The sequence below is a fragment of the Pseudarthrobacter sp. NamB4 genome (assembly GCF_005796185.1).
In the GTDB taxonomy this organism is placed as follows: Bacteria; Actinomycetota; Actinomycetes; order Actinomycetales; family Micrococcaceae; genus Arthrobacter.
This window is the reverse complement of sequence record NZ_VAHM01000003.1, coordinates 69,499-87,144: the sequence shown is the minus strand read 5'-3', so window position 1 is coordinate 87,144 and position 17,646 is coordinate 69,499. Positions and strand designations below refer to the sequence as shown.

Genomic DNA, 17,646 nt, shown 5'->3' with positions numbered 1-17,646 from the left:
CGGCCGGCCAGTGGACCGCCGCAAGCGGCCCGGGGACCTGTCCCAAGCGCCTGGGCTCAAACCTTGTCCGCCACGGGAAGGTTCTTCGTGGCCGGGCCCTCCAGGAGCTTCCCTTCGTTGGTGAAGCGGGAGCCGTGCAGGGGGCAGTCCCACGTTAGTTCACTGTCGTTCCAGTGCAGGATCCCGCCCATATGGGTGCACACGGCGGAAAGCTTGCAGGTGGTTCCGCCCACCGTGGACACGGCAACCGGTTTTGATCCTTCCCGGTAGACCTTGCCTTCGCCTTCACCCGGAGCTGCCGGCGCGGGGGGCGCAGCGGGCTCCTTCTTGTCCTTCCGCAGGCCCTCGGCGGCCAACTGGCCCCAGCCGGACGCCATTTTGGCTGCCACCCCTGCGTTAAGCGCGACGGCGGAGAGGGCACCGGAGGGGGAGGTGACCCGGTGGTGGATGGTGTCTGCCCAGGGCACGTTTCCGCCCAGAATGTCAGCTGAAATTCCGACGGCGGCCGCCACGGCATTGGTCATGCCCCACTTGTTGTATCCGGTGCCGAAGTAGACATGGCCCTTGCCCCGGGGGAACTTGCCGAAGAAGGGCATGAGATTGGTGGGCAGGTAGTCCTGCGCGGACCAGGTGTGGGTGGTTACCGCACCGGGATAGTGCTGCGCGGCCCAGTCCAGGAGGCTGCCCAGATGGTGCTTCTCGGACCGTGCCCGGCCCACGTGGTGGCCGTGTCCGCCCACCAGGAGCAGCCGCCGGCCGTCCACTTCGTAGTCCCGCAGCGAATGCGTTGGCTGTTCCACCGAAATGTACATCCCCGGGGGAGGGGTTTGGTCCTCCTGCAGCTGAAGCGCTGCGGCGTAGGACCGGCTGGGCTTCAGCTTGGCGAAGTAAAGCCCCCGGTCCAGCACGGGTATGCCGGTGGCCAGCACTACCTCGTTGGCGGTGACCGTGCCATGGTCCGTGTGCACCGTGGCAGGCCTGGCGCCGGTAACGTCCTGCAGCCGCACCCCGCCTACTATCGACCCGCCGCGGCTGCGGATGTCAGCCATCAGGGTATCCAGCACTTCCAGCGGATTGATCTGCGCCTGGTCCGCGAGGCGTACCGCGCCGTGGACGGCAAAGGGCAGCCCGGCGTCGCGCACGTATTCCATGTCCAGCCCGGCAGTGGTGCCAGCGCTGACCTCTTCCCGGAGCTTTTCGGTCCCCTGCGGGGACGTCGCGTAGGTGTAGGCATCCCGGCGCTGGTAGGCCACGCCGTGTTCGTCGAGGTAGCGCAGTAGCCACGCCTGGCCTTCACGGTTGCCATCGACGTACGCCTGCACCTGTTTTTGGGAGTACTGGCGGGACAGCTGTGACAGGAAGGTCCCCTGTAGCAGGGTGACTTTGGCCGTGGTGTTCCCCGTGGTCACGGCGCCCGGGTACCTGGCTTCAAGGACGAGCACCTTCTGCCCGGAGCGCGCCAGCAGCAGCGCGGTCACCAGTCCGGTCAGCCCTGCGCCCGCCACCACAGTGTCATGGCTGCTTCCGGGCTCGAACGGATCACTGGTGAAGGATTCGCTGCGGTCCAACCAAATCGACGTCATGGCTGTTCAACCTGCCTCCGGTCCGAGGGCCCTCCCGGGCCAGTTTGTAATGGGTCCGTTATAGACCCTATCTATCCGCGGCGGATTTGCTAAGTATACTTACGATGTCGGGGATTAAGTCTATGGTCAGTTGGCAGCCCGGCAGCCAAGATGTGAACATAACGACAAACAGCAGGAGAAATCATGACAAGCATGAGTTCCGACGGCCGAGCAGTAGGCCGGACCAACATTCAAAAAGCGGCCCTCGCAGTGGGAGCTGTCTTCCTTCTGGTGGGCGTCCTGGGGTTCATTCCTGGCATCACCACCCAGTACGAGACCCTCGGTTTCGCGGGGCACGAGTCCCAGGCGCTGCTGCTCGGTATTTTCCAGGTGTCGATACTGCACAACATCGTCCACCTCCTCTTCGGGGCAGCCGGCATCGCCATGGCCCGCAGCGCCGCGCAGTCAAAGAACTACCTGGTGGTGGGCGGCGCAATCTACCTGGTCCTGTGGATCTACGGCCTGCTGATCGGCAAGGACACGGCGGCCAACTTCGTCCCCGTCAACGTTGCGGATGACTGGCTGCACTTCGTTCTTGGCGTGGCAATGCTTGGCCTGGGATTTGCCCTGTCGCGCGGCACGGCCCGCGCCGGCCGCACCACTACAGCCCACTAACACAAGACCTGGGCTTGGGGGCGTCAGTACCAAGGCCAGCAAACGAGCAGCAAACAGCACTGCAGGCGGCCCGGCACCTTGCCGGACCGCCTGCAGCTTTTTATGTGCCTGTGGCTTTATATCAGGAACGTCAGGCCGGCTGGAACGGCCCGATGGTCAGCAGCGTGATGCCGGCGTTGCTGCAGGCCTCGGTGGGCTGGGGCAGGAACAGGGATGCGGTGTCCTCGGGCGGGTAGATCCGGTAACCCGCGGCGTCCACCATGGCGCAGTCGGTGTAGTTTCCGGCCTGGGTGTAGCGCAGCATTGCGGTGCCCGTTCCGCCCGGGGCGAGCAGGACGTCCGCCGGGGCTGTTGCTTCATCCCGTTGGGCGGGGGCGCCGATGGGGGCGCCGGTGTTGTCCGCTGCCAGGGAGACGCCGGCGAAGCCGCGGAGGATGCAGGGTTCGGAGCCCGTGTTGGTGAGGTTGAGTTTCATGTAGACGCTTCCGGCGGCACCGCCGCCGGAAGCGTCGGTGGCCGCAGAGAGCCCGGACGCCTTGCACAGCCCGGATGACGGTGCGGGAGCGGCAGGGGAGGAAGCGGATGTGCCGGGCGACGGGTCCGCGGACGACGGCGGCGCGGACGTTGCGTCCGGGCTGGCCGTGCCGCTGGCAGGGCCGGTGGCCGCCGGCGTCGTCGATTGCGTTTGCGGCTGGCTTGGACTGCACGCACTGAGCATCAGTGCTGCCGCCGCTGCCGCCGTCGTCATGGCCAACCCCTGGAAAATTTGCTGAGACCTCATGGCACCACCTTCATGGCAGTGGCTGCGCACGTCAACGGCGCCACGAGGCGGCGAAGCATTTTGACGCCCGGATCGTGATGATCCGGGCGTCAAACCGGCCGCCCTGCTGAGGCTGGGATCCTGCTTGCCGGCCCTGATTAGCGGCCCATTTGGCATACTTCCCTTTTGGCTTAGCCGCCGGTTGCGTTGTTGCTGCCGGTCCCACTGGGCCGGCCAGCGCTACGAATGAAGGCGGCTCCGCCCAGCACCAGTCCAGCCAGGCCGGCTCCCAGGCCCGCCCAGCTCCTCGCGTCCGCCCCGCCGTCGGCTGTTGCTGCCGCCTGTTCGGTGGCAAGGGGTACAGCCGTGGCAGCTGCGCCATGGCCTTCAGTACTGGCCTCCTCCTCCGTTACGGTGAGCGACGGGGCGGGAGCCGCCAGCGAGTGTGGGTCCTGGCCGTCCCGGGCGATTTCGGACCAGTCGGTCTGGCCCGTCTCGCAGGTCTGGAACGTCGGGAAGTAGAGCGTTGATCCTGGTGCATCGGGCAGTTTCACCGAGAGGACCAGGGCGTCCCTGAGCTGGTGTTCGAGCGGCGCCTTGGCCGTGTAGACAATCTGGCTGGTGCGTTTTGTGATGGAGGTACCGTCCGCGAGCTTCTTAGGCTCGGGGAGCTGCTCGGTCACCTTCTCCACCGTCCAGTTGGGATTGACAGTGGGCTGTGCGTCGTTCAGTTCCGGCGGCAGGGTGATGGCCACCTTGGTGGTCCCGGACCCGTCGCAGCCGTGCGGGATCCCGAAGGTGAGCAGGGCATAGGAGTTGGCTGAGGTCTTGTCCGGCGTCACGCCGACGTGTGCGGCGGCGCCGCCCGCCGCTGCCAGCAGGAGCGCGGCGGCGCTTCCGGTGGCTGCGGCAGCGGTCAGGGTGCGGCGAAGGAAGGGGGTTTTCATGGCTTGCCTTTCTGGCGCACGCCCCGTTGGCCGGGGGTGCATACTTTCGTGGGGCCCGACGCCGGCAGGTTCCGGTGCCGGTCAGGAGGAGAGCACGACGGCGGAAGGCGGGCCGCGCCGGCTGTCCTGCCGGAGGTTGCGCCAGGGGCGCAAGGGTGCGGCAGAAGGTGGAGAGGCAACGAATGGCGGGGTACCGCCGACGTGCTTAAGGGGACGGGGGAGGGCAAAGAGCGGCCGAAGCCAGGCGGCAAGCGCCCACAGTGCGTCCTCGCCCTTGGCAAGCAGGAACGCGGACCCCAGGGTCGCCGTAGCGTGGGCTGCAAGCATCAGGGGGCCGGAGCCTGTGCCGGCCCCGTACAGGTGGTCAACCACTGGGGCCAGGACGGCGGATCCGGAGAGGTGGCCCTCATGGATTGCGCTGCTGCCGGGCAGCGCCATAACCGGACGGGCGCTGAATCCGGTAAAGACCTCATGCAGCACCAACTGCCCGCCACCCAGGAGCGCCGCCATGGCGGAAAAGCCCAGTTTCAGGCGGGTGGCCGTGGTGCCGGCCAGGGCAGTCAATGCGAGCATGGCCAGCATGATGACCGGCTGGGGGAGCACTCCTCCGCCTGCAAGGTGGGCACCGGCGGCAAGCGCCAGGATTACAATGCTCAATGCTGAGGCGCGGAGGAGGTGGAAGGGGGTCCGTGGACGGTGCGCTCGCACGGATAGGCTCCCTTCCAGTGGCGGAACGGGCCGCGGGGGCGCCGGCCCAGGTGTTGGTTGCTCAGATTCTATCGTTCGCTACGGCCGTCTCCGTGTGCGATGGATGGTGCAGGGCCGCTTTCCGCCCAGTGCACGGCCGGCATTCCGGCTATGTACCCGCTCTTCAGGGCCGCGTTAGACTGCCAGCGTATGTGTCGGCGATCTTGAGGAGAAGTTCATGGACTACAACGGAAGCCAGTCAGAGAAGGCCATCCCAGCCGGTGAACTTGGCCGCAGCCACATTGGCCAAACCATCAGCTTCCAGCCCAACGAGTTCACAGTCGTTTTTGGGAAGCTGGCCGGAATCGCCCGCACGGAGGCGATGGTTTACCTGTCCCTGCAGGGGGTAGGCAACGGCACGCACCTGAAGGATGAGTACGACCTGCCATTCACGCACGATGTTTACGTGCCGGTGGATGTCATCACCAATGCGGAATCCACCATTAAGGACCTTTTCGGCAAAGTGCAGGAGAACCTGCGCGGTGCCGGGCACAAGGGCGGCGAGGACCGGACCGACCGGTTGTAGCGCCCATCCCTGACTGACAGGGCACCGACATGCAGGAGAAGGCTGGTATCCCGTGGGGTACCAGCCTTCTCCTGTCTCGCCGGCGGGAGTAATCCGCTCTGAAATTGTTGAACAATACCTTGCGCGGATTGTTCAACAACCTGTATCGTCGATGGGGACCATCACTGTGACTCCTGTCACCCTAGGTATTGGACAGATCCATGGCAGAAACCGGCATCAAACTGAACATGAGCTCCTCAGCCCGGCGCACGGCCCTCATGGGAGCCATGTTCCTGATGGCAACCAGCGCCATCGGACCGGGCTTCATCACGCAAACCACGGTCTTCACCGCGCAGATCGGTGCGTCGTTCGCGTTCGCGATCCTGGCCTCGATCCTCATCGACATCGCTGTGCAGATGAATGTTTGGCGAGTCATCGGCGTTTCCGGGCTTCGTGCCCAGGAACTCGGCAACAAAGTCATCCCCGGTATCGGCTGGTTCCTGGCCGGCCTGGTCTTCCTCGGCGGCGTCGTCTTCAACATCGGCAACATCGCCGGCACGGGCCTGGGCGCCAACGCCATGATGGGCGTTGACCCGAAGGTGGGCGGCGTCGTGTCAGCCGTTGTGGCCATCCTGATCTTCCTCAGCAAGAAAGCCGGCATGGCGCTGGACCGGATCGTGGTCCTGCTCGGCGCCGTCATGATCCTGCTGATGATCTACGTGGCAGTTGTCGCTGCCCCGCCTCTGGGCGAGGCCCTGAAGAACACCTTCCTGCCCGAGACTGTCGACTTCCTCATCATCACCACCCTGGTGGGCGGAACCGTGGGCGGCTACATAACCTACGCGGGCGCCCACCGCATGCTCGACTCGGGCGCTACCGGCGTCAGGCACGTCAAGGAGATCACCCGCAGCTCCGTCCTGGGCATCCTGGTCACCGGCCTTATGCGGGTCCTCCTCTTCCTGGCCATCCTCGGAGTGGTAGCTGGCGGCACGGTCCTCACCAGCAACAACATGGCGGCCGAAGCCTTCGGTGCCGCAGCCGGCGAAATCGGCCTTCGGATGTTCGGCGTGGTTCTCTGGGCCGCCGCCATCACCTCGGTGATCGGAGCAGCCTTCACCTCCGTCTCCTTCATCACCTCGTCCCGCACCCCGGAGCGTAAGCGCAACCTCATCACCGTTGCCTTCATCGCCGGCTGCGCCATCGTGTACGCCTTCCTCGGCCAGGCGCCGCAGCAGCTGCTGATCTTCGCAGGCGCCTTCAACGGGCTGATCCTGCCGGTGGGCTTCGCTGTCCTCCTCTGGGTGGCCTGGCGGCGCCGGGACCTGTTGCACGGCTACGTGTACCCCAAGTGGCTGCTGATTGTCGGCGTCCTGACCTGGTTCCTCACGTTATTCCTTGGCTGGAACTCCGTCATGGGCCTCGCGAAGCTGTGGGCATGACCAGCCGCGCCGCCCTGCTTCCCGCCGAGGCCCGCGAGGCCTTCCGCGCCGGACTGGTGGAGCCGACGTCGGGCTGGTCCCGCGGGTATGCCCAGGCGAACGTCATCTCCATTCCCCGGGAACACGCCTTCGACCTGCTGCTGTTCGTGCAGCGCAACCCCAAGCCATGTCCCATCCTGGGGGTCCTTGACGCAGGGGAGACCACTGGGCCGCTGCTCGCCGGCGGGGACATCCGGACAGATGTCTCCAAGTACATCGTTTACCGGGACGGTGAGAAGGTGGACGAGCCGACCGACATCACCGGGTACTGGCGTGATGACCTGGTCACGTTCCTGATCGGCTGCTCCTTCACCTTTGAGGCAGCGCTGCAGGACGGCGGCATCCGGATCGCGCACATTGACCAGGGCGTCAACGTGCCTATGTACCGGACCAACCGGCAGTGTGCTCCGGCCGGTGCAATGTCCGGTCCGCTGGTGGTTTCCATGCGCCCCGTTCCCGCGGCGCAGGTTGCCGACGCTGTCCGTATCACGTCCCGCTACCCGGCTGTCCACGGTGCTCCCGTCCATGTGGGCAACCCGCACGAACTGGGCATCACGGACCTGGCCAGGCCTGATTTTGGTGATGCAGTGAAGATACCGGATGGCCACCTGCCGGTCTTCTGGGCCTGCGGGGTGACGCCCCAGGCGGCAGTCATGCAGTCGCGGCCTCCGCTGGCCATCGGCCATGCGCCAGGCCACATGCTGATCACCGACGCCCGGGACAGCGCTTACGTAGTCCCTTAAGGCTGAACAACAAAGGTGTGGGGCATGCTTCACACTTATTTGGCCTGTCCGTTGCCTGGCCTAACCGGCGCGCTGCCGCAGCTCCGACTGGCGGTCCTGCTCTTCGCCCAGATGCGCCAGGAGCTCCGCCTCGGCCAAGTCCAGGTACGCGCGCAGTCCAGCTGCTGCTTCCTCGCGCTCGCCTGCGCGCAGCTGCTTTACCAGCGTCACGTTCCGGTCCACGTAATGGCTGTGGAAGTCCGGTGCCGAAGCCATGCTGTGGAACACCAGCCGCATTTCAGCGAGCACGCGGTCCATGAGCTCCTGGAGCGATGTGCTGCCGGTCAGGGCCACCACCGCCCGGTGCAGGGACTGATTGGCGTCCGCCATGTCGGGGACCGACCCGCTGGCCCGGGCATGCTGCGCCTGCTGCACAATGGCTTCCAAGTCATCCAGCACCTTTGGCGTAACGTCACCCCACAGCACCGCTGCGGGCTCGATCATCCGGCGCACCCGGTAGATTTCGCGGACTTCCTCCACGCCCGGCGAGGCCACGAAGACCCCGCGGTTGGGGATGCGGGTCACGATGGATTCGCCGGCAAGGGTGGAGAAGGCCTGCCGCAAAGTGTTGCGTGAAACGCCCAGCGCTGCGGACAGTGGCTCCTCGGACAGTTTTGAGCCGGGAGTCAGTTCACCTGCTGCAATGCGGCTGCGCAGCACAGAGGCGATCCACGCGGTGGTGTGTGCATGCTCGGCTGTGCCGTCTGCCAAAGTATTCATGGTCTCCCCAGACTTCGTCGACTAACGATGCTAGCTGACGGTGCCCAACACTTCACCGCGGGCCACGGCAGCGCCCGGCTCCTGTCCGCCCCGCCGGAAGGTACCCGCGCTGGAAGCCACCACCACGGTTTCCATCTTCATGGCTTCAAGGACGGCAACGGGGTCCCCGACACCGATCCCGGCTCCGTCGTCGGCCACCCACTTGACCAGGTTCCCGCCCATGGGAGCGGCCACCTCGCCGTTTGCGTCCGCCTGTTCCCCGGCTGGTGAAGGGCCGACGGCGGCGCTCCCGCCATAGAGCAGCGCATGGTAGACCTGTGCCGGCAGCCCGAGCTGGACCGCCTTGCCGTCGATTTCCACAGTGAGGGTTTCGCGCCTGGCAACGGGGCCCAAAGCCCCGCTTTTCAGGGATGCCTCCAGGCGGCCGCCAAACTCCGTTTCGATCCAAGTGGTGTAGACGCCCAGCCTGTCCCCGGCTGTGAAGTCCTCGTCCCGCACCACGGCACGGTGGAAGGGAACCACCGTGGGAACGCCCTCGATCCGGAGTTCATCCAGGGCAGCCCGGGCACGGCGCAACGCCTGCGCCCGGTCCTCGCCGTGGACAATCAGCTTGGCCATCAGGGAGTCGTATTCGGCGGGAATGACGGACCCTGATCGGACGCCGGAGTCCACCCGGATGCCGGCGCCGGTGGGGGCCTCGAAGACCTCCACGGGGCCGGGGGAGGGCAGGAACCCCCTGCCGGCGTCTTCGGCGTTGAGCCGGAACTCGAAGGCATGGCCGGAGGGTGCCGGGTCCTTGGTGACGGACACGGGCAACCCGGCGGCGATGCGGAATTGTTCGCGTACCAGGTCCAGTCCGGAGGTCATCTCCGTGACCGGGTGCTCCACCTGGAGGCGGGTGTTCACTTCGAGGAAGGAGATGACGCCGTCGGGCGCCACCAGGTACTCCACGGTCCCGGCACCGGTGTATCCGGCCTCACGGCAGATGGCGCGCGCCGATTCGTGGATCCGGCTGCGCTGTTCCGGGGTGAGGAACGGCGCCGGTGCCTCCTCAACGAGCTTCTGGTTGCGCCGCTGCAGGGAACAGTCGCGCGTGCCCACCACCACCACGTTTCCGTGGGTATCAGCCAGAACCTGGGCCTCGACGTGCCGCGGCCGGTCCAGGAACCGCTCCACGAAGCATTCACCCCGGCCGAAGGCAACGGTGGCCTCGCGGACTGCGGAATCGAAGGCGTCGTCGATGTCTTCCATCCGGTAGGCAATCTTCAGGCCCCTGCCGCCGCCGCCAAAGGCCGCCTTGATGGCCACGGGTACACCGTATTCCGCCGCGAAGGCACGGACGGCATCAGCATCGGCCACCGGGCCCTCACTGCCGGGCACCAGGGGCGCACCGGCCCGGACAGCTATTTCCCGGGCTGTGACCTTGTTTCCGAGGCTCCGGATGGCTTCTGGCGAGGGGCCTACCCACGTGAGTCCGGCGTCGAGCACTGCCTGGGCAAAGTCGGCGTTCTCGGAAAGGAAGCCGTAGCCGGGGTGCACCGCGTCGGCGCCGGAGCGGGCAGCGATGCCCAGAAGCTTCTGGATATCCAGGTAGGTTTCGGAGCTGGCTGATCCGCTCAAGGCGTAGGCCTCGTCGCTGAGGCGGACATGCAGTGAATCGGCGTCCGGGTCCGAGTACACGGCCACGGATGCCAGGTTTGCATCGGCGCAGGCACGGGCAATGCGGACAGCGATCTCGCCACGGTTGGCAATCAGGACTTTTTTCATGGCTGCTTCTTTCACGTGCTCGGGGTGGGGGCCAGCGGCTGCAGGGTTTCGGGATCGACGTCCGCAAAACGCACGGCAGTGCCGGGGGGAAGCTGCGCGGCGGCAGGAAGGTCTTCGGGAATGACCGCACCGATGACCGGGTAGCCCCCGGTGACAGGATGGTCGGCCAGGAAAAGGACCGGAAGGCCCGACGGCGGGACCTGCAGTGAGCCGGCCACCACGCCTTCGCTGGGAAGTTCGCCGGTCCGCGCCCGCTCCAGCGGCTTGCCCGCGGTTGCGGACCCCTGCCCGCCTGCATCGAGCCGGACACCAATCCGGTTGGATTCGGCGGTCACCGTCCACACCTGCTGCGTCAGCGCTTCCCGGGACTCCGGAGTGAACCAGTCGTGCCGGGGGCCGCTGGTAATGCGCAGGACCACAGGCCTGCCAGCTGCCGCGGACGCCAGTTCACCGGGCAATGCCGGCGGTTCCGGCTGGCCGACCGCCCGTGCAATGTCCACCTCGCCGATGGGGAGGACGGCGCCGGCGGCCAACGGGGCGGGGCCGATGCCGGACATCAGGTCTGTGGAGCGGCTGCCAAGGACAGGGGCAACATCGATCCCGCCGCGGACGGCGAGGTAGGTGCGCAGCCCTGCTTCAGGCACGTGGAGGTGCAGGCTTTCGCCGTCATGGAGGGGGAAGGGTGCGTACATCGGCGCGGCCCTGCTGCCTTCCGGTCCTTGGATTTCGGCACTGGTTCGTGCCCCGCTCAGCGCGGCGGTCAGTTCGCCGCGCGCGCGTACCGCCAGGCCGCCAAGCACGTTCTCGATAACGGCGTCGGTAGGCATGTTGCCCACCAGCCGGTTGGCCTGCCGTGCGCTCCTGGCGTCGGCGGCACCGGCTGGCGAGACGCCCAGGTCGCCCAGCCCTGGGCGGCCAAGGTCCTGGATCAGGGCCTGGGGCCCCGGGGACAGCACCTCCAGCCTGTCTCCGGCAGGTGCTTGAGTTGACTGGTGCGCCTGGTCACCCTGATGCGGCTCGCCAGCGTGCTCCGCGCCCGCGGAGATGATTTCCACCAGTTCGCGCACCGCAACGTACTGGACTTTGGCGCCCGGGCGGACCAGTGCGGGCGGCTCCCGTTCCAGGTCCCACATGCGCGCAGCAGTGTGTCCGATGAGTTGCCAGCCGCCCGGTGAGCGGCGCGGATAGACTGCCGAAAAGTTGCCCGCCAGTGCCACTGAACCCGCGGGTACCGCGGTACGTGGGGTGCCCCGCCTGGGTACGTTGAGTGCGTCGGTCTCACCTACCAGGTAGGCGAACCCGGGCGCGAAACCGCCGAAGGCTGCGGTCCAGAGCTGGCCGGTATGGGCAGCGATGACGCCGTCGTTCCCCAGTCCCGTCAGCTTCCCCACCTCCGTGAGGTCCTCGCCGTCGTACACCACCTCGATCTTCACCGGCGCCTCCGAACCGGCGGCAGCGCCCGCAACCTGGGTCTCGAGTCCGGCGATGACCTCACGGGCCGAGCGGGCGTTGGCGCGGGAGTCGAAAACGACCAGCACTGTCTGCGCCGCCGCGAGGACATCCACCTGGCCGGGCGCCGGGTTCTCCCGCAGGCGCGCGTGGACGGCGAGTACTGCCTCCAGGGAATCCAGTTCCACGAGCAGCGCCCGCGGCCCTGCCCAGCGCACGTCGGCAGGGCTCATACGAAGCTCCGGATTTCGACGCCTGCTGTTTCCAGTTCCCGGCGGACCGCTGCCGCCATGGAAACGGCCCCCGCAGTGTCACCGTGGAGGCAGATGCTTTCGGCAGAGGTGCGAATGGCGGATCCGTCGCGGGCAATAATGGTGCCCTCGGTGGCGAGCCGCACCATGTTTGCTGCCACGGCCTCCTCATCGTGCAGGACGGCACCCGGTTCGCGGCGTGACACCAGGGTCCCATCCGGGTTGTAGGCGCGGTCCGCGAAGGCTTCGGCCACTCCGCGGAGGCCGGCCGCCTCGGCGGTGGACAGCGCCACCGATCCAGGCAGCAGCAGGAGCGGCAGGTCTCCGCCGAAGGCCTTCACTGCGTCCACCACCGCCTGTGCCTGGGCATGGTGGGTCACGATGGTGTTGTAGAGGGCGCCATGGGGTTTGACGTAGCGGATCGCCCCGCCGGCCGCGCGGGCGATCGCCTCAAGGGCCCCCAGCTGGTAGAGGACATCGTCTGCCAGTTCGGTAGGGGAACAGTCCATGAACCGCCGGCCGAAGCCCGCCAGGTCCCGGTATCCCACGTGGGCACCGATGCTGATTCCGGCGGCCACGGCGTCGCGGCAGGTCTGGGCGATGGTGGAGGGGTCGCCGGCATGGAAGCCGCAGGCGACGTTCGCGCTGGAGACGGAGCGGAACATTGCGGCGTCGTCGCCCATGGTCCAGTTGCCGAAGGATTCGCCGACGTCGCTGTTGAGGTCAATGAAGGCCATAGTGATTCTCGTCTCGTTGAGGTGGTCTCCTTAGCATGCATGAGAATCGCAGATTGTTCAACAATTTGTTCCAGATTGTGCCCGCTGGCTTCAGGGTGAGGGATGGGAGCCGCCTGAAATGGCTTCCCGGAAGGACGTGCAGGCAAAAGGAGGGGAGGACGACCGCCGTCGTCCTCCCCTCCTTCCGCAGGTTGCTCAGTAGGCCTTGACCCGCTGATCCACCACCAGGTGGACCAGCTACGCGATGTCGCCGGGCCCGCATACGCCCCGTGGGTTCATGCAGGCGACGGGCACGGGAGCCGCAGTTGGCGGAGCTACGGGGGGAATCACGGGATACAAACCACAGTGGCTCGGAATCGCCGATATGAAGACTTTCAAGTACGGACTTTATCGCTCCGGGTACTCCCACGGGGAGAGCATCCTGTCGCGCGCGGGAGATTTCGGATTCCAAAAGGACTTTGGCAGTTCTTGGTCAGCTGATCCTCCGGCGCCCGTCCTCCAGGCACGGAATGACAAGGCGATTCTCCCTGAGCGGTACAACAAGAACGGTGAGATCACTGGGTATAGCCCACTTAGCATGGGGTATACGGCTAGTTTCCCTGCGGACGACAATGTACACGGGCACGGTCCGGCGCCAGATAGGGCTTGACGGGACCGTTTACCCTGGCGGGACGCTGGTTGTGCCCCTAGCTACATGGCCACGGCTACGGGCACAACCTGGGCAGTGCAATCTCTAACCAGGCAGGGCGCCGCGCCATTCTTAACTGGGCGTTGGTTGGTCGTTAACCCGGTGATCGTATGGTCTGTGGACCGGTTGCTGTAACGGCCTTCATCGGGATCTACGGTGGGCGGTAGGTGGTCCGCTCCGTGCTCCTTCGGGGGAGCGGGCCACTGCGCCTCCGAGACAGGATAAGGAAGGCCCCGCGGCATTGGGGGGTAGCCGCGGAGCCTCTCCGTGACGTCCTCCCAGATGGGGGAAAGTGGGAAGCCGCCTCGACAAAGTTACTGGCTAGTACCAGCGTCGGCAACTTGCATTTTCGCAAGCTTGGCCTGCATCCGTGCAGATTGACATCTGTCCGCCGAAGCTACTTTTCGGTGTGTCACTGCCGCACAGAGAAGTGCCGGCGGCCACTGTGGAGGTAACCGAGCTGACTGAGGCAGTGAAGCAAAGAAGCTATACGACTTCCTGCACGGCGAGCACGGATTGGAGGGCGGCCTGTAAGAGTCGGGGAATGGGTCCAGCACCTCATGCTGACGGCGCCACCCTGGCGTATTGATGAGGCTGAGAGTGGACTGCGCCAGCTCTCAAACTTGCGGCTTGCCGACGAATGGCGGGGCCAAGCGCAAGCTGAGCTGTTTCTGGCCTCGGTGGAGGTCCCCAAGGCCTGTGGAGAGTTCTTTGACGCAGCAGCTTTCCGCGCACTGATCGGCCCGCTGGGGGGCTGAATGGCAGGCCCGACAAACACACCTCAAGCCTTCGGCTTTTCGATCAGACGTGCGGGAGTTCCTCGGATTACCCCTCACGATCTGAGGCATTCCGCTGCCAGCTTTGCTGTATCGGCTGGTGCGGAGGTCAAGGTGGTCCAGAAGATGCTGGGACATAGTTCAGCGGCCCTGACCCTGAACACCTACGCGGATCTGTTTGACGAGGACGGACGTGGTCTCGGACGCTCTGGAGAAGGTCGTCTCACAGGAGGGTTGGGCAAAATGTGGGCAAGCACCTGAATAAGGGCAAAGCAAAGGCCCCTACTTCCCGGCATTCAGAGGGGAGTAGGGGCCTCGCTACGTGGCGGTGACGGTGGGATTTGAACCCACGTTGGCTTTTACACCAAACAACATTTCGAGTGTTGCACCTTCGGCCGCTCGGACACGTCACCAACCTCAATAGGGTACCGGAGCGAGGCGCACATCCCCAAAACGGAACGGCCGCGGCTGCCCGAAACCTTAGCACCCGTGCATTCCCGGCCGGACACTCCCTCCATAATGTCGTACCCCTCACAGATGATGTTGTTATGGAGAGTTTGGCGGGGGCAGCGGCGGTGATGGAGGCTGTCCACACCTCCGTTACCCGTCTCGACGCGCTGTTCCTGGAAGATGCCCGACTCGACGCAGGCGGCCCTGCCACTTCCGGTGCCGCCGGTTACGCCGCCGTTGACTGATGCAGCGGAAGTTGGGCAACCGGCTTGAACGGCTGGCTTTGACGTCGCGGCTTGAAGCGCAGCTCGCGGCAGTCAAGACCCGGGACGTCGCAGAGATCATGGAACTGCAGCAGGCGATGACCCCTCCTGGTGCATCTTTGGCGGACCGCTCATTTGACGAAATGTCTGTCGTTGAGGAGATAGCCGGTGTACTCACAGTAAGTTCGGCCGCAGCCGGGGCACTGGTCATCCAGTCTCGAAAGATCTGCTCCCTTCCGCCAGCCATGAACGCACTGGCATCCGGCGCCATCTCGTGGATGCATGCCAGGATCATTGCTGACGAAACCGAAGGCCCCGGCCACTCCGGAGCAGCGGCTCTTGTGGCACACTTCTTCAACCCCGACGCGCCGAACCCCGCCCGCGCAGCTGCGCCGGGTGAGCTGATCCCGGCCAGGTTCCGGCGCACAGTCCGGGCTTGGCGGGAACGCCACCACCCCGAAACCCTGGAGAAGCGCCACGCGAAAGGTCGTGCCGGCCGGCGGATGGAGTGCGCTCCGGATCGCGACGGCATGGCGTGGATATCGCTGTACCTGCCCGCCGACACGGCCTGCGCGATCTGGAACAAAATCACCGGCCTCGCCCACGGACTCCAGGGCCCCAACGAGCCACGCACACTCACGCAACTGCGCCCTGATATCACGGCCGCCTGCTCCTCGACGCGGTAACGGGCCAGGCTGCGAACGGTGACAGTATCAGGCATATTGGTGGCAAAGTAGGCACGCCCCGCACGGAATTGCTGGTCACCGTACCGGTGTTCGCACTGCTCGGCCTCACCGATGAACCTGCCCTCCTGGATGGGTACGGTCCCATCCCCGCTTCCATGGCCAGGAATCTCACTTCGGGCGGTGCCGGTTCCTTCTACCGGGTTCTGGTTGACCCTCGCGATGGTGCTCCGCTGGACATTGGACGAACCAGCTGCCGGCTGACAATAGCGATGCGAAAGGCGCTGCAGCTTCGCGACGGCAAATGTACCTTCCCCGATTGCAGCAACCACTCCCTTGACGCTGAAATCGACCACCTCACAGCGTGGCAGCACGGCGGAACCACCGACATCAGCAATCTCGGTCAGCTTTGCCGGAAACACCACCACCTTAAACACGCCAGTGGCTGGACGCCGACCCGGGCGAAACAGAACGAACCACCCGGCTGGACCTCCCCCACCGGACGGTGTTACCCAGCGGAACACCCTGATTGGGAAGTACCCCAGTGGCCACCAATACCGGAAGCCCCAAGGGAATTCGACGCACCAGCACACACTTACGAGGCTGGTTTGTTTGCATCTATTTGCAGGCCTGTCTCCAGAATCAGCCCGGTCAAGACTCCTTAATCCCGGCGTTTTTCCACCGGACGATCGGCTCTGGGAAGACTTCTACTACGCGATGCCCATCATGCTGCCTCAAGACCCACTCGCCGAATGGGACTGCGATCCGGTGCCCATCTAGCGATGGTTCCAGGCCGGCGCTGGCTGGACCGCCCACACGTTGCGCTGGACCGCGCACACGCCCGGCTTGATCGTGCACGCCCCCTGGAGCGTCCGGCTGCGATGAAACCTGACACCCGCCGTCGAACTTTCCCCGGGCCTGCCGGGGCGGCTAGATTCGTCAGCAAGATGACAAATAAACAGAGTTCCACCCACGCAACCGCATATTGGACCACGGCCAAAGAACACGGCGAGCTCCGCGCGGAGGAGCTGCCAACTCCCGGCCCCGGGGAAGCGCTGGTTCGAGCCCTCTACTCCGGCATCAGCAAAGGGACCGAAATGACAGTGCACACCGGCGCCGTCCCGCCCAGGGTGGCCGACGCGATGCGGGCCCCTCACCAGGAGGGGCAGTTCCCCGGGCCGGTGAAGTTCGGATACCTCTCTGTGGGAGTGGTCGAAGAAGGGCCGGAGGGCTGGCCTGGGCAGCGCGTCTTCTGCCTCAACCCCCACCAGGACCGCTATGTGGTGCCCGTCAGTGACCTCACCAGAATTCCCGACGACGTCCCGTCCCGCCGTGCGGTCCTCACCGGGACGGTTGAAACCGCCGTCAACGCCCTGTGGGAGGCGGGCCCCCGGCTGGGAGACCGGATTGCGGTAGTGGGTGCGGGGCTGGTGGGCGGCACGGTGGCCACCCTGCTGCGCACCTTCCCCCTGCAACGCTTGCAGCTCATCGACCTCGATGCCGGCAGGAAGCAGCTCGCGGACACCCTGGGAGTGGAGTTCACGCACCCGGATGACGCCCTCGCCGACTGCGACATCGTTTTCCACTGCTCCGCCTCACAGGAAGGCCTGGAGCGAAGCCTGCAGCTTCTGGGCGATGAGGGGGACGTCATCGAAATGTCCTGGTACGCCAACCGTGAAGTTACCTTGCCGCTGGGGGAGGACTTCCATGCCCGGCGCCTGTCCATCCGTGCCAGCCAGGTAGGAGTGGTGGCGCGGGCCCGCCGCCACCGCAGGACCAACGCCGACCGCCTGGACCTCGCCGTCTCGCTGCTGAAGGCCCCGGTGTTCGACGCTTTCATCACCGGCACGTCGCGGTTTGCCGAGCTGCCCGGAGTGGTGCAGGACCTCGCCCACGGCCGGCTTGACGCACTCTGCCACGTCATCGAGTACCCCTCCGGTACAGACTCCCAGTCGTAGACGCCATAGAAGACTTCCCGTACCCCCACCGAGTAGACCAGAGGTAGCCCATGTTCAGCCTGACCGTCCGCCGCCATTTCATGATCGCCCACAGCCTTCCCCGTGAGGCGTTTGGGCCCGCTCAAGGACTGCACGGGGCCACGTTTGTTGCGGAAGTGGCCTTCCGCCGTCGGACGCTCAACGACAATGCCATTGTGTTGGACATTGGTGCCGCCGGCACCATCATTGAGGAGGTCCTGGCCGGCCTGAACTACCGGAACCTGGACGAGCACCCGGACTTCGCGGGCAAGTTGACCACCACCGAGGCATTGGCTGAATACGTTGCCCGGGCGGTCGCGGACAGGCTGAAGGATGATGACGACGGCGGCCGGCTTGCTGGAATCGACGTCACCCTGCGCGAAAACCCCGATGCCTGGGCCACTTTTGCCCTGGACCTCACGGCCTGACG

The 17,646-nt window shown here is 65.7% G+C and carries 19 protein-coding genes and 1 tRNA gene; 11 read left to right on the top strand and 9 right to left on the bottom strand.

Annotated elements, in window-relative coordinates:
* Positions 1-56: 56 nt before the first annotated feature.
* Positions 57-1,583: an FAD-dependent oxidoreductase gene (locus tag FDW81_RS03400; protein WP_138132755.1), complete on the bottom strand. Its 1,527-nt coding sequence runs from the start codon at positions 1,581-1,583 to the stop codon at positions 57-59.
* Between the two features lie 192 nt (positions 1,584-1,775).
* Here FDW81_RS03400 and FDW81_RS03395 point away from each other — a divergent pair, with 192 nt between their 5' ends.
* Positions 1,776-2,237 carry a DUF4383 domain-containing protein gene (locus tag FDW81_RS03395; RefSeq protein WP_138132949.1) on the top strand — a complete coding sequence of 154 codons (462 nt, stop codon included), beginning with the start codon at positions 1,776-1,778 and terminating at the stop codon, positions 2,235-2,237.
* 130 nt (positions 2,238-2,367) lie between these two features.
* Here the strand turns inward: FDW81_RS03395 and FDW81_RS18685 are convergent, their stop codons facing one another.
* Positions 2,368-2,781 (bottom strand): DUF4232 domain-containing protein, encoded by a 414-nt coding sequence (locus FDW81_RS18685; RefSeq protein WP_138132947.1) that lies wholly within the window; start codon positions 2,779-2,781, stop codon positions 2,368-2,370.
* Between FDW81_RS18685 and FDW81_RS18680 the strand changes: the two genes are divergently transcribed.
* Positions 2,750-3,010, top strand: coding sequence for a hypothetical protein (locus FDW81_RS18680; protein ID WP_138132948.1), 261 nt, complete (start codon positions 2,750-2,752; stop codon positions 3,008-3,010). The genes FDW81_RS18685 and FDW81_RS18680 overlap by 32 nt on opposite strands.
* Before the next feature lie 178 nt (positions 3,011-3,188).
* Here the strand turns inward: FDW81_RS18680 and FDW81_RS03380 are convergent, their stop codons facing one another.
* Positions 3,189-3,944, bottom strand: coding sequence for a YcnI family protein (locus FDW81_RS03380; RefSeq protein WP_138132753.1), 756 nt, complete (start codon positions 3,942-3,944; stop codon positions 3,189-3,191).
* 81 nt (positions 3,945-4,025) lie between these two features.
* Positions 4,026-4,601, bottom strand: coding sequence for a hypothetical protein (locus tag FDW81_RS03375; RefSeq protein WP_370278703.1), 576 nt, complete (start codon positions 4,599-4,601; stop codon positions 4,026-4,028).
* 268 nt (positions 4,602-4,869) lie between these two features.
* Here FDW81_RS03375 and FDW81_RS03370 point away from each other — a divergent pair, with 268 nt between their 5' ends.
* The 3 genes from FDW81_RS03370 to FDW81_RS03360 all read left to right on the top strand — a co-directional run bounded on the left by FDW81_RS03370 (position 4,870) and on the right by FDW81_RS03360 (position 7,417).
* Complete coding sequence (locus tag FDW81_RS03370) at positions 4,870-5,217, top strand: hypothetical protein (RefSeq protein WP_138132749.1); 348 nt, start codon at positions 4,870-4,872, stop codon at positions 5,215-5,217.
* Positions 5,218-5,417: 200 nt separating this feature from the next.
* On the top strand, positions 5,418-6,635 hold the full coding sequence (locus FDW81_RS03365) for an NRAMP family divalent metal transporter (protein ID WP_138132747.1): 1,218 nt from the start codon (positions 5,418-5,420) through the stop codon (positions 6,633-6,635).
* The gene (locus FDW81_RS03360) at positions 6,632-7,417 is read left to right on the top strand and encodes a putative hydro-lyase (protein ID WP_138132745.1); all 786 of its coding nucleotides are present in this window, start codon (positions 6,632-6,634) and stop codon (positions 7,415-7,417) included. The genes FDW81_RS03365 and FDW81_RS03360 overlap by 4 nt, the downstream gene beginning before the upstream one ends.
* Positions 7,418-7,477: 60 nt before the next feature.
* Here the strand turns inward: FDW81_RS03360 and FDW81_RS03355 are convergent, their stop codons facing one another.
* The 4 genes from FDW81_RS03355 to FDW81_RS03340 are packed head-to-tail and all read right to left on the bottom strand — an operon-like array spanning position 7,478 to position 12,380.
* Complete coding sequence (locus FDW81_RS03355) at positions 7,478-8,176, bottom strand: GntR family transcriptional regulator (RefSeq protein ID WP_138132743.1); 699 nt, start codon at positions 8,174-8,176, stop codon at positions 7,478-7,480.
* Positions 8,177-8,206: 30 nt separating this feature from the next.
* On the bottom strand, positions 8,207-9,943 hold the full coding sequence (locus tag FDW81_RS03350) for a biotin carboxylase N-terminal domain-containing protein (RefSeq protein ID WP_138132741.1): 1,737 nt from the start codon (positions 9,941-9,943) through the stop codon (positions 8,207-8,209).
* A gap of 11 nt (positions 9,944-9,954) precedes the next feature.
* The gene (locus FDW81_RS03345) at positions 9,955-11,625 is read right to left on the bottom strand and encodes a 5-oxoprolinase/urea amidolyase family protein (protein ID WP_138132739.1); all 1,671 of its coding nucleotides are present in this window, start codon (positions 11,623-11,625) and stop codon (positions 9,955-9,957) included.
* Entirely contained in the window at positions 11,622-12,380 is a 759-nt protein-coding gene (locus FDW81_RS03340; RefSeq protein ID WP_138132737.1) for a LamB/YcsF family protein, read from the bottom strand. The genes FDW81_RS03345 and FDW81_RS03340 overlap by 4 nt, the downstream gene beginning before the upstream one ends.
* Before the next feature lie 1,446 nt (positions 12,381-13,826).
* On the opposite strand from FDW81_RS03340, the gene FDW81_RS03335 reads away from it, so the two are divergent.
* A complete protein-coding gene (locus tag FDW81_RS03335; protein ID WP_205754590.1) occupies positions 13,827-14,105 on the top strand; it encodes a tyrosine-type recombinase/integrase in 279 nt (92 codons plus the stop codon).
* Positions 14,106-14,167: 62 nt separating this feature from the next.
* Here the strand turns inward: FDW81_RS03335 and FDW81_RS03330 are convergent.
* Positions 14,168-14,257: transfer RNA gene (locus FDW81_RS03330), tRNA-Ser, on the bottom strand.
* 135 nt (positions 14,258-14,392) lie between these two features.
* On the opposite strand from FDW81_RS03330, the gene FDW81_RS18305 reads away from it, so the two are divergent.
* The 5 genes from FDW81_RS18305 (at position 14,393) to FDW81_RS03315 (ending at position 17,644) form a co-directional block, all read left to right on the top strand.
* Positions 14,393-14,539, top strand: a complete 147-nt coding sequence (locus FDW81_RS18305) for a hypothetical protein (RefSeq protein WP_240719891.1) — start codon at positions 14,393-14,395, stop codon at positions 14,537-14,539.
* Positions 14,539-15,243, top strand: a complete 705-nt coding sequence (locus FDW81_RS18300) for a DUF222 domain-containing protein (protein WP_240719889.1) — start codon at positions 14,539-14,541, stop codon at positions 15,241-15,243. The genes FDW81_RS18305 and FDW81_RS18300 overlap by 1 nt, the downstream gene beginning before the upstream one ends.
* 155 nt (positions 15,244-15,398) lie before the next feature.
* Complete coding sequence (locus FDW81_RS18295) at positions 15,399-15,905, top strand: HNH endonuclease signature motif containing protein (protein WP_370278701.1); 507 nt, start codon at positions 15,399-15,401, stop codon at positions 15,903-15,905.
* Positions 15,906-16,187: 282 nt separating this feature from the next.
* Positions 16,188-17,198 carry a zinc-binding alcohol dehydrogenase gene (locus FDW81_RS03320; RefSeq protein WP_138132735.1) on the top strand — a complete coding sequence of 337 codons (1,011 nt, stop codon included), beginning with the start codon at positions 16,188-16,190 and terminating at the stop codon, positions 17,196-17,198.
* A 50-nt stretch (positions 17,199-17,248) separates the two neighbouring features.
* The gene (locus FDW81_RS03315; RefSeq protein ID WP_138132733.1) at positions 17,249-17,644 is read left to right on the top strand and encodes a 6-carboxytetrahydropterin synthase; all 396 of its coding nucleotides are present in this window, start codon (positions 17,249-17,251) and stop codon (positions 17,642-17,644) included.
* The last annotated feature ends 2 nt before the right edge of the window (positions 17,645-17,646 follow it).

What these genes read in the sequence shown, in the direction of transcription:
- FDW81_RS03355 (WP_138132743.1), bottom strand. Translation starts at nt 8,176, where the DNA reads ATGAATACTTTGGCAGACGGCACAGCCGAGCATGCACACACCACCGCG.
- FDW81_RS18305 (WP_240719891.1), top strand. Translation starts at nt 14,393, where the DNA reads ATGGAGAGTTTGGCGGGGGCAGCGGCGGTGATGGAGGCTGTCCACACC.
- FDW81_RS03370 (WP_138132749.1), top strand. Translation starts at nt 4,870, where the DNA reads ATGGACTACAACGGAAGCCAGTCAGAGAAGGCCATCCCAGCCGGTGAA.
- FDW81_RS03400 (WP_138132755.1), bottom strand. Translation starts at nt 1,583, where the DNA reads ATGACGTCGATTTGGTTGGACCGCAGCGAATCCTTCACCAGTGATCCG.
- FDW81_RS03340 (WP_138132737.1), bottom strand. Translation starts at nt 12,380, where the DNA reads ATGGCCTTCATTGACCTCAACAGCGACGTCGGCGAATCCTTCGGCAAC.
- FDW81_RS03365 (WP_138132747.1), top strand. Translation starts at nt 5,418, where the DNA reads ATGGCAGAAACCGGCATCAAACTGAACATGAGCTCCTCAGCCCGGCGC.
- FDW81_RS03320 (WP_138132735.1), top strand. Translation starts at nt 16,188, where the DNA reads ATGACAAATAAACAGAGTTCCACCCACGCAACCGCATATTGGACCACG.
- FDW81_RS18300 (WP_240719889.1), top strand. Translation starts at nt 14,539, where the DNA reads ATGCAGCGGAAGTTGGGCAACCGGCTTGAACGGCTGGCTTTGACGTCG.
- FDW81_RS03315 (WP_138132733.1), top strand. Translation starts at nt 17,249, where the DNA reads ATGTTCAGCCTGACCGTCCGCCGCCATTTCATGATCGCCCACAGCCTT.
- FDW81_RS03345 (WP_138132739.1), bottom strand. Translation starts at nt 11,625, where the DNA reads ATGAGCCCTGCCGACGTGCGCTGGGCAGGGCCGCGGGCGCTGCTCGTG.
- FDW81_RS03360 (WP_138132745.1), top strand. Translation starts at nt 6,632, where the DNA reads ATGACCAGCCGCGCCGCCCTGCTTCCCGCCGAGGCCCGCGAGGCCTTC.
- FDW81_RS18295 (WP_370278701.1), top strand. Translation starts at nt 15,399, where the DNA reads ATGGCCAGGAATCTCACTTCGGGCGGTGCCGGTTCCTTCTACCGGGTT.
- FDW81_RS03380 (WP_138132753.1), bottom strand. Translation starts at nt 3,944, where the DNA reads ATGAAAACCCCCTTCCTTCGCCGCACCCTGACCGCTGCCGCAGCCACC.
- FDW81_RS03395 (WP_138132949.1), top strand. Translation starts at nt 1,776, where the DNA reads ATGAGTTCCGACGGCCGAGCAGTAGGCCGGACCAACATTCAAAAAGCG.
- FDW81_RS03335 (WP_205754590.1), top strand. Translation starts at nt 13,827, where the DNA reads ATGGCAGGCCCGACAAACACACCTCAAGCCTTCGGCTTTTCGATCAGA.
- FDW81_RS03350 (WP_138132741.1), bottom strand. Translation starts at nt 9,943, where the DNA reads ATGAAAAAAGTCCTGATTGCCAACCGTGGCGAGATCGCTGTCCGCATT.